Raw genomic sequence first — 15841 nt, forward strand, 5'->3', positions numbered from 1 at the left:
GGCGCCCTCTGGCCCCGCCGGTCAGTTCTCCTGGAGCACGGAGAGCACGTTTCCGGCGGGGTCGGTGAACCACGCGATCGCCGCAGGGCCGCCGTCGCCGACCCGGACGATGCCCTTCTCGTCATGGTCGAATCCGGGATAGCGCTCAAGGTTCACGCCGCGCCGCCCCAGTTCGTCGACGGCGGCCTCGATGTCGTCCACGGGGAAGTTGAGAATCGTGAACGTCGCGGGGGTGTGCGTCTCCTTCGGGTAGACGAACACACGCGCGCCGCTGCCGAGGGTGAGGGTCAGCATCGCCATGTCCCCCTGCCCCGCTTCCTCCACCTGGAGACCGAGAGTCTCACCGTAGAACCGGCGGGCCTTGCCGAGGTCGTCGACAGCGAAGCCACTGAACGCCTGCGATTGTCCGAACATGCCGTGTGTCTCCTTCACGGGTGAGCCGTCCCCCGAACTCTCAGGGCACACCACACGCACGAGGGTCGAACGCCCGCCACGCGGGCCACGTCCGGATGGTCGTGCGCCCTTCACCCTCACGAAGCGACGGCCGACCGCCGCGTGCGCTCCGCCGACGGACGGCGAAATCGGCGTCGCACCACCGACATCACCACCCGGTGCCGGCCTCGTCCGCATCGACTTCGAAACGTGATCCACCGCCTACTTTAAGACATCCCAACCAGTCGGTATGGTGCGCCGCTGAGTCATCTCTCCCCGTTCACCTCCAGGGATCCGAGCCGTAGTGGAAGGCCAGGCGATGACATACCCCGACGAGAACCGGTATCCGCCATCAGCGTCCCCGGGATGGCGCCGGCCGCCCACCGATCCACAGTCGTACGGGTACGGAGGCCCTCGCTACGACGCCCCGCGGTACGACTCCCCCCAGTACGACGCCCCGCGGTACGACCCGTACGGGCAAGCCCCTTGGGACGAGCCGTACGCACAGGAGACTCCTCGGCACGGCGCCGACCTCGCCGCCCTCCGCTCGGCCTACCGCCTGCTCCGCCGGGTCTCCACGCTCACCGCGCTCGGCTCCTTCGTGCTGTACGTCGTGCTGTCCTGCGGCGCCCCGGACCTGATGGGGTCCAAGATCGCCGGAGAGCTGAGCCTGGGCATGGCCTTGGGACTCCTCCAGCTGGTCGTCACCTTCCTCGCGGTCTTCTGGTACGGACGCAGCGCCCAACGCTCGGTGGATCCGTTGGCCCGCGCCGTCAGGGAGCAGACGGTCACCGCCGGCAGAAACACCGGGGTGGCGAGATGAACGACTTCAGCTCCGGGACGCAGGCCGGCGTCCTTCTCCTGTTCACCGTCCTTGTCACCCTCACGCTGATGATGTGCGTGATGGCGGGGCCGGACCGCGACGACCTGACGAACTTCTACACCGGCTACCTCTCGCTCACCCCGTTCAGGAACGGCCTTGCCATCGCGGGCGACTACATCTCCGCGGCCACGGTGCTGAGCACCACCGGCATCGTCGCGCTCACCGGGTACGACGGCTACGTCCTCGCGGTCAGCACCGCGTTGTCCCTGGTGCTGCTGATGTTCCTGCTGGCCGAACCCCTGCGCAACGCCGGCCGGTTCACCATGGGTGACGTCCTGGCCCGCAACATGCCCGGGCGAGCCGTGCGCGTCGCCGCCTGCGTGGTGACGCTGTCCGCGACCGTGCCCTTTCTGATCGTCCAGCTCTCCGGGGCCGGGTCGTTGCTCACCTTCATCCTGGACCTCCCGCACGTGGCAGGCGCCAGGACGGGCAGCATCGTCATGGTCGGCAGCTTGATGATCATTTACGCGGCGCTCGGCGGCATGCGAGGCACCGCGCTCGTTCAGATGGTGAAGATCGTGTTCCTGCTCGCCACCAGCGCTGTCGTCGCCGTCCTGGTGCTGAACCGCTTCGACTGGAGCTTCGGCGACATGCTCCGGGCCGCCCAGCAGGGCAGCGGCGCCGGCCCCGCCTTCCTCCAGCAGGGCCTTCAGCTGGGTACCTCGGCCGGTGAGCGGATGGACTTCATCGGGTTCCAGATCACTGTGGTGCTCGGCGTGGCCTGCCTGCCCCACATCACGATGCGTCTGTTCTCCGCCCAGGACGTGCCGGCCGTGCGTCGCTCCATGTCGTGGGCGGTCGGCACCGTCACCACGTTCTGCCTGCTCGTGATCATCATGGGGACGGGTGCGGCGGCGCTGGTGGGCTCGCGGTCCATCATCGCGGCCGACCCACACGGCAGGACGTCGGTGCTCATGCTGTCGCAGGTGCTCGGCGGGGCACCCGGCTCCACGGGCACGACGATTCTCTACTCGGCCGTGGCGGGCATGGTGTTCATCACCCTGCTGTCGTCGGTCGCGGGGATGACCCTGGCCGCGGCCTCGTCGCTCGCCCACGACCTGTTCGCCCATGTGGCACGGCGGGGTCAGGCGGAGCCGCGTACGGAAATGACGGTGGCGGTGTGGACGAGCGTGGTCGTGGGAACCGTTGCCATCGGGCTCGCCACCCTCGTCCAGAACTGGAATGTCGGCGTGCTGACCACGCTGGCCATCTGCATGGGAGCGTCGGCGGTGGCACCCGCGCTCACCTACTCCCTGTTCTGGCGCGGATTCACGCGCACCGGCCTGCTCGCCACCCTCTACGGCGGCGCGGCCTGCGCGCTGGTGCTGATGGTCTTCTCCAAGGCCGTTTCGGGCATGCCGTCCGCCGTCTTCCCGGATGCCGACTTCGCCCTGTTCCCCATGCAGTCCACCGGACTGGTCTCCGTCCCCTTCGGCTACCTCGCGGGCTGGCTGGGCAGCCGTCTGGACCACCGGCGCCGCGCCGCCGACAGCCGTGAGAACCGGCGGCTGTACGAGGAGAGCGAGGCACGGCTGCTCGCCGCAGCCGACTGACCACGGCGACGCGGGCGGGCTGCGCGAGCGGCTTCGGGGCCGCCGCCGTGGTCCGCCCAGCGGCCCAGGTCCCGTCGTCGCGGTGCGGTGTACGCGGCCCCGACGGCGACCTCCGGCAGCCCGGCACGCCACGACTGTCCGACGCCCCGGAGGCGGCCCGTCAGGCCAGGCTCGACGGGACGATGCCGTAACGGCGCATCTTGCGGTACATCGTGGCGCGGGAGATGCCGAGGTCCTGGGCGGTGCGCTGGACGTTGGAGTTGTGGTCCATCAATCCGCGCAGGATGGCGTCGCGTTCCAGCGCCTCGATGGTGGTCAGGACCTTGTGCGAGGCCACCCGGCATTCCGGCGGGAGGTCTTCGGCATGGATCATCGGGCCGGAGGGCCGCCGCGCCAGCCCGCGCATCACCGACTCGAGCTGCCGGACGTTCTCCGGCCAGGGGCATCGCTGCAGCATGGTCAGGGCATCCGGGGCGAACCCGCTCTCACCGCTCGGCCGGTACTTGCGCAGGAAGAACCGCGCCAAGTGCTCGATGTCCCCGGGGCGATGGCGCAGGGGCGGCACCTCCACCAGGGCACCGCACAGCTGGTCGAGCCGGTCATCGGTGCTGACCATCGACGGCTGGCTGGTCAGGACCAGTTGCCCGTGGGCGGTGCCGTCCAGGTGCGTCAGCAGATTGCTCAGCCGCTGCCGCAGCTGGTCGCCCAGCAGGTGAACGTCGCGCAGGACGACCACGTTGGACGGCACGGCGAGCAGCTCTCCGATGTCGTGCAGCCAGGCCTCGGTGACGGCCGGCGCCTCGGACAGCGGCGGCTGCGTCATCTCCAGCCGGCGTCCGGCGCCGTGGGCCCGGTGCAGGGCCTCGACCAGCGTCCTCTTGCCGGCACCGGCCTCGCCCAGGAGGTGCAGTGACGTCCCGGCGACGAACGCCGCCCGGCTGTCGGCGACCGCGCGCAGCCAGTTCGGGGACGAGCCCACCAGTGCCAGGCCGGACCGGACGGGCGTGGCGGAAACCGCGGGACCCGGCTGCGGGCGTCCGATCAGCCGGACTCGGAAGACGGCGCCCGCGTCGCTGTCCTCGCGCCGACAGCGACTGACCCTGAGTTCGGCGACCCGTCCGGAGGGAAGGGCGAGGCTGCGCGTCCCCTCCGTGCGGGGGCTGTCGGCGATCTCGCGGGCGTGGTCGAGCAGCGCGTAGTGATCCGGCCCGGTCACCGCCGTGCTGAGCTGTTCGTTCATCATGACGACATCGCGGTTCAGGGCCAGCACGGGGCCGGGACGCACCGAGGAGCACGCCTCCAGGTAGTCATGGAACAGGGCCCGCTCGCGCCGCGAGGTGATCGCCGCGATCTCACCCTCGATCTGGGCCGCGACCGAGCGGGCGAAGGCCATCAGCATGCCGTCGGAGCCCTGACGGATGGTGGTGAGGTTGAAGGCCCCCAGCAGCGTGCACCGGGTGGGATGCAGGATCGGTACGGCCGCGCAGTGGAAGTCCCGCAACGCCTCGACGTAGTGCTCCATTCCGGCGATCATGACCGGGCGGCCGCTGGCCAGCGCGGTCCCGATGCCGTTGGTGCCCACGTAGCGCTCGGCGAACACATGGCCCGGGGCCAGCCCTACGCGGTTGAGGTTCGTCGTCAGCCCTTCGTGGGAGACCTTCCGGGACAGCACCACCCCGTTCCGGTCCGTGATCATCATGGAGACCGGGTCGTCGGCGAGCTGCTCGTGCAGCCGGTCCAGGATCGGCAGCGCCGCCCTGGCGAGGGGGCTGTCGAGATTGGGGTTGTCCAGGTACGGAGCGTCGAGGCTGCCCGACTTCACCTTGTGCTCCAACGAGCGCTGCCACGAGGCCACCACGAGCGGCCGGGCGCTGGGGTCCTTGGTGACTTCCAGGTAGAGCTCTCTGGCGGCTCTCAGCGAGCTTCCTGGCTGGTGGCGGGGCATTAACACTCCCGTACTGGGCTCGTCACGTTCCCTCAATGCAGTGATTGGACCAGCCCGACGGCCTGACGCCTACGGCGTGTATCACATTGAGACATCCACGGACGATTTCTGAGACATCGGCCCGCGAACGGCGGCCTGTGTAATCGGCGCACCACCCACCCGCCGACTCGCAGGGAGCCGCCATGAAAGCCGTGCAGGTCATCGAGTACGACGAGCCGCCCGTGCTCGTGGACGTGCCCGATCCGCAGATCACCGGCCCGCTCGATGTGATCGTGAGGATCGGGGGCGCCGGAGTGTGCCGGACCGATCTGCACATCCTCGAAGGTCAGTGGAAGGACAAGAGCGGGGTCACCCTGCCGTACACGATCGGCCACGAGAACGCCGGCTGGGTCGCGGAGGTCGGCCAGTCCGTCACCCATGTCCAGGTCGGTGACCCGGTCATCCTGCACCCGCTGGTGACGTGCGGTCTGTGCCGCGCCTGCCGGGCCGGCGACGACGTGCACTGCATGAACTCGGCCTTCCCCGGCATCGACGCCGACGGGGGTTACGCCGAGTACCTGAAGACCACCGCCCGCTCGGTGGTGCCCCTCGCTCCGTCCCTGGAGCCGGCCTCGGTGGCGGCCCTGGCCGACGCCGGGCTGACGGCGTACCACGCCGTAGCCAAGGCGGCCCGGGTTCTGCGACCGGGTGACAGGGTCGTGGTCATCGGCGCGGGCGGGCTCGGGCACATCGGCATCCAGGTGCTGCGGGCCCTGTCGCCGGCCGAGATGATCGTCATCGACCGCAGCCCGCAGGCCCTGGCCCTGGCCAAGGAGTTGGGCGCCGACCACACGCTCGTCGCGGACGGAACCGAAGCCGACCGCGTACGGGACCTCACCTCGGGGCACGGGGCGGAGGCCGTCCTGGACTTCGTCGGCGAGGGGGGTGCCGTCGAGACGGGCGTGGCCTGCCTGCGCCGCAACGGCAACTACTACGTCATCGGATACGGCGGCCACCTCCACGTGCCGACGATCGACGTCATCTCCACCGAGATCAACTTCATCGGGAACCTCGTGGGCTCCTACAACGACCTCTCCGAACTGATGGTCCTCGCGGCCCAGGACAAGGTCACCCTGCACACCCAGCGCTACCCCCTCGCCTCCTTCCAGCAGGCCCTCGACGACCTGGACGCCGGGGCCGTACGCGGCCGAGCGATCTTGGTCCCCTGACACCGCAGGAGAAGCCCCATGCGCAGCAGACCGTACCGGGCCGTGGTCGCCGTCGCGGCCGTCGCCGCCCTGACCGCCACCGCGTGCACCGCCCAGAACCAGGCCCAGCAGAAGCCCAAGGAGAAGGCCGGGCTCTTCAAGTCCGGCTCGGAGATCAGCTACCAGAAGTACGGCAAGGACTACCCGGCCACCAAGGTCAAGGATGTCCCCGGGCCCTGCAGCTACGAATCGATCAGCCGCAAGGACTACTCCGGCCAGACACTCAAGATCATCAGCCACGCCGTTCCGGTCATCGGCGAGCCGACCCAGCTGCACGCCCAGCAGTTCGAGGACATCACCGGCGGGAAGGTCGAGGTCGTCAACGTCCCCTTCGGCGAGCTGCACCAGAAGATCCTGACGCCCCTTCAGGCGGGCCAGCCGGCGTACGACGTCATGTTCTACCCATCCTTGTGGATCGGCGACATGGCCCCGTATCTGCAACCGGTGCCGCAGGAGTACCTCGACACCCCCGGCATGAAGGACGTCACCAAGGCCTACATGGACGTGGCGACCTGGAACGGGAAGGTCGTGCAGTACCCGGTGGACGGTGACCGGCACTACCTCAAGGTCCGCACCGATGTGCTGAAGGACCCGAAGTGGAAGGCGGCCTACCAGCAGGCCACGGGCAAGGAACTGCGCGTACCCGAGACCTGGTCCGAGTACCAGCAGATAGCCGAGTTCTTCAGCGGCAAGGACCTCGACGGTGACGGCAAGCGCAATTACGGCAGTGCCGAAGTGACCAAGCGCGACGACCTGACGTTCTCCGCGTTCATCAGCCGGGCGGCGCCGTACGTGAAGAACCCGGACGTCGAGGGCGGTGTCTTCTTCGACGTCAGGACCATGAAGCCGCTGATCAACACGCCTGGCTTCGTCCGCGCCCTGGAGGACATGGTGAAGGCCGAGTCCAGCTGGGCGCCCGGCGGCGCCAACTTCGGCCTGGGAGACGAGATCTTCTCCTTCGGGGGCGGGCAGACGCTGATGTCGTACTCGTGGGACGACGCCTTCATCCAGGCCCAGCAGCCGGACAGCAGGATCCGTAACGAGGTCCGGGCGGCGCCGCTGCCGGGTTCCTCCGAGGTCTACAACCGCACCACGAAGTCGTGGGACAAGAAGGCCAACCAGGCGCCCTACTTCACCTGGGGATGGACCTCGGCGGTGGCCAAGGCCTCAAGTCACCAGCAGATGGCCTTCGACTACCTGTGCTTCTTCAGCAACGAGGCCAACACCGCCCTCGACCTGACCATCGGCCGCTTCGGGGTCAACCCGTACCGCTACGCCCACTTCGACCCGATGTTCTGGCAGGAGCAGGGCTGGGACAAGGAGGTCGCCGAGTCGTACGTGCTGACGCTCTCCGGCATGGAGAAGAGCCGCAACCGCGTCTTCGACCTGCGCGTTCCCGGTGTCAACCAGTACATGTCCGCGTTGGCCAACGGCGTCGCGTCGGCCGTGGCGGGCCAGGAGTCGCCGCAGCGGGCGCTGGACGGCGTGGCCCGGGAGTGGTCCAAGATCACCGGCCAGATCGGCAAGGACAAGGTCCAGCGCGCCTATCGCGATGTGGTCGCGCTCGAGGACAACTCCTGATCCGACCGCAGGACGCCCCGGGTGGCCGGACCGGCCGGCCACCCGGGGGCGCCCGCCCCCTTCCGCAAGGAGAACCATGGACGGCCTGCGCCGGCACAAGAGCATGTTCCTGCTGCCGGGACTGCTCACGCTCTTTCTGATCGTCATCTTCCCGCTGCTGTTCACCATCCGCGTCAGCTTCTCCGGCTGGAACGTCAGCAACCCCTACCTGGACTTCATAGGAGGCGCCAACTACACCGCCGTACTGCACGACAGCCGCTTCTGGGCGTCCATCACCCGGCTGATCCTGCTCGCGGGCGGCACGGTCCTGATCCAGTACGTCATCGGGTTCGGCATGGCCCTGCTGGTCTGGCGCGAGGTACGCGGACGCAGATTCTGGCGAGTGCTGTTCCTCGTCCCCATGATGACCACGCCCGTGGTGATGGCGGCCATATGGCAGACGATCTTCCATGAGTCGCTGGGGCCGGCGAACGATCTGCTGGACATGCTGGGCCTGACCGGGATTCCCTGGCTCACCGAGTCCGGGCCGGCGCTGGTCGCGCTGATGACGGTCGAGGTCTGGCAGTGGACGCCCTTCATGTTCCTGTTGCTGCTCGCCGGCCTGCTGAGCCTGCCGAAGGAGCCGTTCATGGCCGCCGCCATCGACGGCGCGGGCACCTGGCGCACCTTCTGGAAGGTGACCTTCCCGCTGATGGCGCCGGTCTCGGTCGCGGCGGTCGTCATCCGGCTGATCGAGGCGTCCAAGCTCTCCGACAGCGTCTACGTCCTGACCTCCGGCGGGCCGGGCTCCTCCACGGAGACCCCCGGCTACTACCTCTACATCCAGGGGCTCAGGGACCAGCAGACCGGGTACAGCGGCGCGATGTCCCTGCTCTACCTGGTGCTGATGAGCGTCACGCTCACGGTCGTCGCCGCCCTGCTCACCAGGGCCCTCAAGCTGGAGGGGGCCTCATGAGGTCACGCCTTTATCCCCTGTTCAAGTACACCGTGATCGCGCTGTGGGCCTGCTTCGTCGCGGGACCGTTCTTCTGGGCGATGACGACCAGCTTCAAGAACGCCAACGCGGTCCAGGGCGGCCCCACCTACCTTCCCTGGGTGCAGTACGAGCCCACCCTCACCGGCTGGCGCAACATCTTCGGCGGAGCCGGCGGTGTCGATGTGATCCGTCCCTTCGTCAACAGCGCGATCGTCACCCTCGCCGCGTCCGCCATCAGCCTGGCCCTGGGGTCGCTGGCCGCCTACGCACTGTCCCGCTACCGGTTCAGGCTGGGCTTCATCAAGAACGGCGACATCGTCTTCTTCTTCGTATCCCAACGGATCATGCCGCCGGTCGTGCTGGTGATCCCCTTCTTCTACCTCCTGCAGTGGGGCGGCCTCCTGGACAGCATCCCCGGCCTGGTCATCGTGACGATCGCCCTGCTGCTTCCCATCGCGGTCTGGGTGATGGTGGACTTCTTCAACGGCATCCCGCGGGAGATCGACGAGATGGCGATGCTGGACGGCTGCGGCCCGTTCCAGACCTTCGTCCGGGCGATCCTGCCGAACTCCCTGCCCGGGCTGACGGTGGCGGCGATGTTCTGCGCCGTGTTCGGCTGGAACGACTTCTTCTTCGCCTTCCGCCTCACCTTCACCGAGGTGCAGACCCTGCCCCAGGCGGTCGTCGCCCTCAACTCCTCCATTCCGCCGTGGTGGACGCTGTCCGCCGCCGCGCTCTTCGGTGTGACACCGCTGGTCCTGCTCGCCATCTGGGTGGAGCGCTATCTGTCCAAGGGGAACCTGTCGGGAGCGGTCCGATGAACCTGAACGCCACTGATCTGTGCCTGAGCGTCGACGGCGTCGACCACCTCAAGAACGTGACCGCGACCTTCCAACCGGGGCGGCTGCACACCGTCATCGGCCGGACGATGGCCGGGAAGACGACACTGCTGCGGGTCCTGGCCGGCCTGCAGAACGTGGACTCCGGCTCCCTGACCCGGGCGGGAGCGGACTTCCTGAAGACGCCGGTGTGGCGGCGCGACACCGCCATGGTCTACCAGCAGTTCATCAACTACCCGCATCTCAACGTGTTCCACAACGTGGCCTTTCCGCTGAAGCGGGCCGGGCTGCCACGGGACGAAATCGAGCGACGGGTCCGGCAGAGCCTGGCGCGTGTGGGGCTCGCGGACCTCGAGAAGCGCAAGCCGTCCCAGCTCTCCGGCGGCCAGCAGCAGCGCGTCGCCATGGCCCGGGCCCTGGCGCGCGGTACCGGCGTCCTCCTGCTCGACGAGCCGCTGGCGAACCTCGACTACAAGTTGCGCGAACAACTGCGCGACGAATTCAAGACCCTCTTCTCGGACCGGGGGGACACGATCGTCATCTACACGACCACCGAACCCGCCGAGGCGATGATGCTCGGGGATGTGGTGCTGGTCATGCACGAGGGGCGGATCCTCCAGACCGGCACCCCGCAGGAGGTCTTCGAACGGCCCGCGACCACCACGGTGGCGTCCATCATCAACGACCCGCCCATGAACATCTTCGCGGGCCGGATCGAGGGCGGCCAGGTCACGGTGTCCGGGTTCCAGGCCACACATGTCTCCGCTCACCTGGCCGATCTGCCCGACGGCGCCTACCGGTTCGGACTGCGCGCCACGGACGTCGCCCTGGCCGCCGGCGGGGTCGAGGGCGAGGTCACCTTCGTGGAGATCTCCGGTTCCGAGACCTTCGTGCACGTGGTCGTCGGCGAGAGCCCCTTCGTCGTACAGATCGAGGGCATCCATGACCTCGCTCTCGGCGACCTGGTGAAACTGCGGCTCCGTCCCGACCGGCTGTTCGCCTTCGACGAGCACGGAACGCTCGTGCGGACACCCTCATACGATCTCGCTTCAGTGGAAGGGCGTTGACATGGCGCAGTTGGACATCGTCGACGTCGGGCACGCGTACGCGCCGGGTGTCGAGGAGGAGCGGTGGGCGCTCAAGCCGCTGCACCTGACTTTCGAGTCCGGCAAGACGTACGCACTGGTCGGCCCGTCGGGCTGCGGCAAGACGACGCTGCTGAACATCCTGTCCGGCCTGGTCAGACCGTCCCGGGGGCGGGTGCTGTTCGACGGGGCCGACGTCACCGCCCTGCCCACGAAGGCCCGCAACATCGCCCAGGTCTTCCAGTTCCCCGTCATCTACCGGTCGATGACGGTCTATGACAACCTCGCCTTCCCGTTGCAGTGCCGACGCTGGGACACGGCGAGGATCGACGCCAAGGTCCGGCAGGTCGCCGAGGCCCTGGACCTGCACCGGCGGCTGAGGCAGCCCGCCCGCGGGCTCACCGCCGACGACAAACAGCTGATCTCCCTCGGCCGCGGCCTGGTCCGGGACGACGTCGCGGCCGTACTGATGGACGAGCCGCTCACCGTCATCGACCCGCAGCTGAAGCACCTGCTGCGGCGCAAGATCCGGGAGATCACCGAGCAGTTCAGGCCCACCGTGATCTATGTGACGCACGACCAGTACGAGGCGATGAGCTTCGCGCAGGAAGTGCTGGTGATGAAGGACGGCCGTGCCGTGCAGCAGGGCACACCGGAACAGCTCTTCGAGGCTCCCTCGTCCAGCTACGTCGGCTACTTCATCGGCTCACCGGCGATGAACTTCCTGACCGTGGACCACCGCGGCGGATCCCTCGCACTCGGTGGCCGGACACTGTCCGCCGCCTGGGACATCCCGCACGGCACGAACGACGTACAGGTGGGCGTCCGGCCCGAGTATGTCAAGATCGTCACGGACCCCGGGCCCAACACCTTCCCCGGCAGACTGCGGGGCGTCACGGATCACGGCGCGCAGCGCGTGCTCGAGGTCGAGGTGGCCGGGCAGCTGGTCAGGACCAAGACGCCGCGGGAGGAGGGAATTCCGGTGGGCGAGGAGGTCCTGGTCCATCTGCCGCGCGCCAAGGTTCTTCCTTACGCGGACGGCCAGTTGGTACTCCAGTCGTCATGACTCGTCATCGAAGGAATCCCCATGATCTTCATCACCGCCAAGTTCCGAGTCCGTCCCGAGCACGCCGACCGCTGGCCCGAGATCACCGCTGACTTCACCCGGGCCACGCGCGCCGAACCGGGCTGCCTGTGGTTCGACTGGTCGCGCAGTGTGGCGGACCCGACGGAGTACGTCCTGGTCGAGGCCTTCCGCGACGACGAGGCCGGGGCCGCGCATGTGCAGTCCGCGCACTTCAAGGCCGCACAGCGGACGTTGCCGCCCCATCTGGTCGAGACGCCGCGCATCGTCAACATGAACGTTCCGCAGGACGACTGGTCGCTGCTGGGGGAGATGGCGGTCCCCGGCCAGGAGTAGCAAGGCCTGGAACGGTCAGGTGAACGTGCCGGCCAGTGATTGTTCGGTCCAGACGGTCTTGCCCTCGCGGGTGTAGCGGGCGCCCCAGCGTTCGGCCATCCGGGCCACCAGGAACAGGCCGCGCCCGCCCTCGTCGGTGGTGCGGGCGTGGCGCAGATGGGGTGAGGTGTGGCTGGTGTCGCTGACCTCGCACACCAGACACCGTTCACGGATCAGCCGCAGCGTCGCGGGTCCACTGGCGTAGCGGTAGACGTTGGTGACCAGTTCGCTGGCGATCAACTCGGTCGTGAACGCCAAGTGCTCCAGGCCCCATTCGCTCAGCTTGGCCGAGGTCAGCGCGCGGGCCCGGGCGGCACTGGCCGGCTCCAGCGGCAGCCGCCAGGAAGCGACGTTGTCCGGTGGCAGCACGCGGGTGCGCGCGATCAGCAACGCGACGTCGTCGCCGGGGCGCGCGGGCACGAGTGAGTCGACCACCGCCTGGCAGGTGCGTTCCAGCGCGTCCGCGGGGCGGGTGAGCGCCGCGCACAGCTTGGTCAGGCCGACGTCGGCATCGATGTGGCGTTCGCCGATGAGCCCGTTGGTGTACAGGCACAGCAGGCTGCCCTCGGCCAGTTCGACGTCCCGGGCCTCGAACGGCAGGCCGCCCAGGCCGAGCGGTGGGCCGGCCGGCAGGTCCAGCGGAGCCACCTGTCCGTCCGGAGCGGTGACCACCGGCGGCGGGTGGCCGGCGCGGGCCACGGAACACCGCCCGGAGACCGGGTCGTACACGGCGTACAGGCAGGTGGCACCGACGACCTGCTCCCCCACCGGCTGTTCGCCGGCCGCTTCCTGTTCGGCCGCCAGCAGCAGGACCAGATCGTCCAGGCGGGAAAGGACCTCGTCCGGTTCCAGGTCGAGACTGGCGAGCGTGTGTACGGCGGTCCGCAGTCGGCCCATCGTGGCGGCGGCGTGGATGCCGCGTCCCACCACGTCACCGACGACGAGGGCGACCCGGGCCCCGGACAGGGGAATGACGTCGAACCAGTCGCCGCCCAGGCCCGGGGCCGCGCTGGCCGGCAGATAGCGCAGGGCCACCTCGACGGCCGACTGGTCCGGAACCGCCCGGGGCAGCAGGCTGCTCTGCAGGGCGAACGCGGTCTGCTGCTGCTGAGTGAAGCGCCGGGCGTTGTCGATGGCGACGGCGGCGCGCGAGGCGAGTTCCTGGGCGAGGGTGAGATCGGCCGCCTCGAAAGGATCTGGGCGGCGCGAACGCCACAGGGTCATCACGCCCAGCACCAGGCCCCGCGCGGAGACAGGGACCACGATCAACGAGTGGGCGCTCAGCTCCGGAGGGTGGGCCCCGTGGCGGCCTCGCGTGGAGTACCACTCGGGCGGGAGAACCGGTTCCAGGACGGGCTCGCCCTCGGCCAGGCATCTGGCCTGCGGCGTGTCAGGCCCGAAGTCCACCGGAACGCCGTGGGGATGGGGCGGGCCGGTTTGCTGGGCGCCGACCCCGCTGACGCCCACGCGTACCACCGGCTCCGCCAGCGCCTGCGCCAGCTCCTCACCACGCGTCACCGACTGCAGCAGGTCCACCGACGCGTGGTCGGCGAGGTGGGGCACCATCACCTCGGTGAGTTCCCGGGCGGTCTCCGCCACGTCCAGGGTGGTTCCGATCCGGCTGCCGGCCTGGTCGAGGAGCGCGAGCCGGCGCTGGGCCCGATGGCGTTCGGTGATGTCCTCGATCATCTCGGCCACACCCAGGATGCGGCCCGACGCATCCTCCATCGGGAAGGACGAGACCATCGCGACCCGCTCCCGCGCCGGATCCCACTCCAGGCGAACGAACTGCTCGGAGTAGACCGTCGGCCTTCCCGTCTCCATCACCTGGCGCACCCGGTCCACGGCCCTGCGTGCGTCGTCGGGGACGAGGAAACTGCCGGTCGGCAGCCCCCGGAACTGTGCTGCCGGGACGCCGCTGAACCGTTCGATGGCCCGGTTGACCCGGAGAATTCTCAGATCGGGGCCGTGGACGACCAGACCGATCGGGCACCGGCGGTACAACCCCTCGAGCACCCCGCGGTCCCTTTGCCACTCCAGGACGTCGACCACGGGCGCCCCGGCGAGAAACCACTCACGGATGTGGCCGTCACGGGAGAGGGCATGGGCCCTGAGCCCCAGTTCCACGAGCCGCCCGTCGCGGTGGCGCACGTTGAGCACCCCGAACCAGCCGCCGGCGCTCCTGCAGCTCGCCGCGGCCTCCCTGACCGCCGGCAGATCGCGGGGATCGACAAGGACCTCGAACGCCGGACGACCGATCACGGCCGTGTCCGCATGGCCGAGCAGTTCCTGGGCCCGCCGGTTCCATCCGACCACGGTTCCCCGATCGTCGAGCACCGCCAGGGCGGCGAGCTGCAGGGCGAACGGATCGTCGTGGTCGCTGAGCTCCGTCATCCGCTTCTCCACCGCTGGACACCGCCTTGTCCCCGGTCGCCGACGTTCCAGGCCGGTGGCGGGACGTTCCTCGATACGCGCTCACCTGCTGATGCCATGTAAGCCTATTGAACCCGGTGAGACCGCGGCCTCGCCCGCCGCGTGACGCGGGTGGCGGACATGCGCGTCACAGCGGGCACCGTGCCCGCTCATGGAGAAGGTGCCGCCGGACCCCGGGGAGGTGTCCTCAGCTCGCGTGCCGCCAGGGCCCAGCTGAGCTCCACCACGGTGTCCGCAGCGTCCAGGCTCATCCCGGTCAGCTCCTCGAAACGGCGCAGCCGGTAGCGCACGGTGTTGACATGGACGTGGGCGCTGCGGGCCACCTCGCGGATGTGCCGTCCCTTCTCCAGGTATGCCCGCACCGACTCCTCGACGAGGGCTCCGAACTCACCCTCCGCCTCCAGGGGGCGCAGACAGCGGTCGAGCAGCAACTCGGCGAGTTCCGGTTCGGCGACGACGGCCACCCGCCAGGACAGGTCGCCCAGGTCGTACACGCCGCGCAGACCGTACGCGCGGGCGGCGTCCAGCAGCCTGCCGGCGGCACGGAAGGAGCGGTGCGCCGTGGCGAGGTCCGTCGGCGGGCCGAGCCCCGCCGTCACCTCCAAGTCGCCGGTCTCCGGCTTTGCCTCGACGACCCCGGCGACGGCCTCGCCCAGCACGGTGAGCAGCGCGCGTCGGCCGTTCCTGCGGCTGGGGGACTCGAGGGAGCGTTCCAGCCGTTCCGGACCGAGGTCTCCGTCCGGTACGGCTGTGATGGCCCGGTACGGTCGTGACAGGTCCAGTCCGTAGAGCGCCGCACCGCTGTGGATCTCCGCGGCGCTCAGCGTCCCGTAGAGCAGTCCGCGCAGGAAGTCGGCGCGGCGGCGGGCGTCGGACAGGGCTGAGGCGACCTCCGCCTGCCGGTGGACGGCGGCGATCTGCAGGCTCGCGACGTCCGCGAGCTCCCACAGGCACGTGGTGCGGTCGACGACGAGGCCGGGGTCCAGCCCGCGTTCGCTCGCCTCGGCGAGGAACAGATCCCGTATCGCGCTCAACGCCCGGCGGAAAGCGCGGAGTCCGTCGCTGAGCGGCACGCCCCGGGCGGCCCGGTCCCGGGCCACGTCGGCTTCGTCGAAGTCCTCCGGAGCGGGCACCGTTCCCTCGCGCAGCACCGTGAGAGCCCGCCGGAAGTGGCGATGCCAGATCTGGTCCAGGAGTTCGCGCGGGATGGCGCGGTAGGACGGCATGTGCTCGGCCAGATCCGCGTGCAACCGCCCGCCCACGTGGCTCTGCTGCGCGGCCATCGCGGCGATGACCCGTTCGAGGGGCGCCTCCGCGCCCGGCTGTCCGCGCACGAGCCTGACCTCCGGCACCGGCCGTTGTGCAAGTGAACAATATGCGGTCCTGCCGCCTTGGCCGCGGAGCCGTC

General features: G+C 69.3%; 13 protein-coding genes. 9 read left to right on the plus strand and 4 right to left on the minus strand.

All coding sequences use genetic code 11. The annotated features are described in order from the left end of the window. Window positions 1–21: 21 nt before the first annotated feature. Complete coding sequence (locus tag ACQEV2_RS02955; protein WP_433036202.1) at window positions 22–414, minus strand: VOC family protein; 393 nt, start codon at window positions 412–414, stop codon at window positions 22–24. A 337-nt stretch (window positions 415–751) separates the two neighbouring features. Between ACQEV2_RS02955 and ACQEV2_RS02960 the strand changes: the two genes are divergently transcribed. Then, the gene (locus ACQEV2_RS02960) at window positions 752–1255 is read left to right on the plus strand and encodes a DUF485 domain-containing protein (RefSeq protein ID WP_433036204.1); all 504 of its coding nucleotides are present in this window, start codon (window positions 752–754) and stop codon (window positions 1253–1255) included. Further along, window positions 1252–2868 carry a cation acetate symporter gene (locus tag ACQEV2_RS02965; RefSeq protein WP_433036206.1) on the plus strand — a complete coding sequence of 539 codons (1617 nt, stop codon included), beginning with the start codon at window positions 1252–1254 and terminating at the stop codon, window positions 2866–2868. Before ACQEV2_RS02960 ends, ACQEV2_RS02965 begins: the two co-directional genes overlap by 4 nt. A 160-nt stretch (window positions 2869–3028) precedes the next feature. On the opposite strand, the gene ACQEV2_RS02970 is transcribed toward ACQEV2_RS02965, so the two are convergent. Beyond that, window positions 3029–4813 carry a sigma-54-dependent Fis family transcriptional regulator gene (locus ACQEV2_RS02970; protein WP_433036208.1) on the minus strand — a complete coding sequence of 595 codons (1785 nt, stop codon included), beginning with the start codon at window positions 4811–4813 and terminating at the stop codon, window positions 3029–3031. Window positions 4814–4995: 182 nt separating this feature from the next. Between ACQEV2_RS02970 and ACQEV2_RS02975 the strand changes: the two genes are divergently transcribed. The 7 genes from ACQEV2_RS02975 to ACQEV2_RS03005 all read left to right on the plus strand — a co-directional run bounded on the left by ACQEV2_RS02975 (window position 4996) and on the right by ACQEV2_RS03005 (window position 11961). After that, on the plus strand, window positions 4996–6021 hold the full coding sequence (locus ACQEV2_RS02975) for an NAD(P)-dependent alcohol dehydrogenase (protein ID WP_433036210.1): 1026 nt from the start codon (window positions 4996–4998) through the stop codon (window positions 6019–6021). Window positions 6022–6039: 18 nt separating this feature from the next. Further along, the gene (locus ACQEV2_RS02980) at window positions 6040–7641 is read left to right on the plus strand and encodes an ABC transporter substrate-binding protein (protein ID WP_433036212.1); all 1602 of its coding nucleotides are present in this window, start codon (window positions 6040–6042) and stop codon (window positions 7639–7641) included. Between the two features lie 76 nt (window positions 7642–7717). Then, window positions 7718–8596, plus strand: coding sequence for a carbohydrate ABC transporter permease (locus ACQEV2_RS02985; protein ID WP_433036214.1), 879 nt, complete (start codon window positions 7718–7720; stop codon window positions 8594–8596). After that, a complete protein-coding gene (locus ACQEV2_RS02990; protein WP_433036216.1) occupies window positions 8593–9438 on the plus strand; it encodes a carbohydrate ABC transporter permease in 846 nt (281 codons plus the stop codon). Before ACQEV2_RS02985 ends, ACQEV2_RS02990 begins: the two co-directional genes overlap by 4 nt. Next, window positions 9435–10523: an ABC transporter ATP-binding protein gene (locus tag ACQEV2_RS02995; protein WP_433036218.1), complete on the plus strand. Its 1089-nt coding sequence runs from the start codon at window positions 9435–9437 to the stop codon at window positions 10521–10523. The genes ACQEV2_RS02990 and ACQEV2_RS02995 overlap by 4 nt, the downstream gene beginning before the upstream one ends. A 1-nt stretch (window position 10524) precedes the next feature. Then, a complete protein-coding gene (locus tag ACQEV2_RS03000) occupies window positions 10525–11607 on the plus strand; it encodes an ABC transporter ATP-binding protein (RefSeq protein WP_433036220.1) in 1083 nt (360 codons plus the stop codon). Between the two features lie 21 nt (window positions 11608–11628). Continuing rightward, window positions 11629–11961: a putative quinol monooxygenase gene (locus ACQEV2_RS03005; protein ID WP_433036222.1), complete on the plus strand. Its 333-nt coding sequence runs from the start codon at window positions 11629–11631 to the stop codon at window positions 11959–11961. Between the two features lie 15 nt (window positions 11962–11976). Here the strand turns inward: ACQEV2_RS03005 and ACQEV2_RS03010 are convergent, their stop codons facing one another. Both ACQEV2_RS03010 and ACQEV2_RS03015 read right to left on the minus strand, forming a co-directional pair. Then, window positions 11977–14394 carry a SpoIIE family protein phosphatase gene (locus ACQEV2_RS03010; protein ID WP_433036224.1) on the minus strand — a complete coding sequence of 806 codons (2418 nt, stop codon included), beginning with the start codon at window positions 14392–14394 and terminating at the stop codon, window positions 11977–11979. A 188-nt stretch (window positions 14395–14582) separates the two neighbouring features. Then, complete coding sequence (locus ACQEV2_RS03015; RefSeq protein ID WP_433036226.1) at window positions 14583–15767, minus strand: PucR family transcriptional regulator; 1185 nt, start codon at window positions 15765–15767, stop codon at window positions 14583–14585. Window positions 15768–15841 lie beyond the last annotated feature (74 nt).

This window comes from Streptomyces sp. CA-251387 (genome assembly GCF_050936625.1).
Taxonomy (GTDB): domain Bacteria; phylum Actinomycetota; class Actinomycetes; order Streptomycetales; family Streptomycetaceae; genus Streptomyces.

Excerpts from the sequence above, each read along its gene's own strand:
- ACQEV2_RS02955 (WP_433036202.1), bottom strand. The coding sequence starts at position 414 with ATGTTCGGACAATCGCAGGCGTTCAGTGGCTTCGCTGTCGACGACCTC.
- ACQEV2_RS02960 (WP_433036204.1), top strand. The coding sequence starts at position 752 with ATGACATACCCCGACGAGAACCGGTATCCGCCATCAGCGTCCCCGGGA.
- ACQEV2_RS02965 (WP_433036206.1), top strand. The coding sequence starts at position 1,252 with ATGAACGACTTCAGCTCCGGGACGCAGGCCGGCGTCCTTCTCCTGTTC.
- ACQEV2_RS02970 (WP_433036208.1), bottom strand. The coding sequence starts at position 4,813 with ATGCCCCGCCACCAGCCAGGAAGCTCGCTGAGAGCCGCCAGAGAGCTC.
- ACQEV2_RS02975 (WP_433036210.1), top strand. The coding sequence starts at position 4,996 with ATGAAAGCCGTGCAGGTCATCGAGTACGACGAGCCGCCCGTGCTCGTG.
- ACQEV2_RS02980 (WP_433036212.1), top strand. The coding sequence starts at position 6,040 with ATGCGCAGCAGACCGTACCGGGCCGTGGTCGCCGTCGCGGCCGTCGCC.
- ACQEV2_RS02985 (WP_433036214.1), top strand. The coding sequence starts at position 7,718 with ATGGACGGCCTGCGCCGGCACAAGAGCATGTTCCTGCTGCCGGGACTG.
- ACQEV2_RS02990 (WP_433036216.1), top strand. The coding sequence starts at position 8,593 with ATGAGGTCACGCCTTTATCCCCTGTTCAAGTACACCGTGATCGCGCTG.
- ACQEV2_RS02995 (WP_433036218.1), top strand. The coding sequence starts at position 9,435 with ATGAACCTGAACGCCACTGATCTGTGCCTGAGCGTCGACGGCGTCGAC.
- ACQEV2_RS03000 (WP_433036220.1), top strand. The coding sequence starts at position 10,525 with ATGGCGCAGTTGGACATCGTCGACGTCGGGCACGCGTACGCGCCGGGT.
- ACQEV2_RS03005 (WP_433036222.1), top strand. The coding sequence starts at position 11,629 with ATGATCTTCATCACCGCCAAGTTCCGAGTCCGTCCCGAGCACGCCGAC.
- ACQEV2_RS03010 (WP_433036224.1), bottom strand. The coding sequence starts at position 14,394 with ATGACGGAGCTCAGCGACCACGACGATCCGTTCGCCCTGCAGCTCGCC.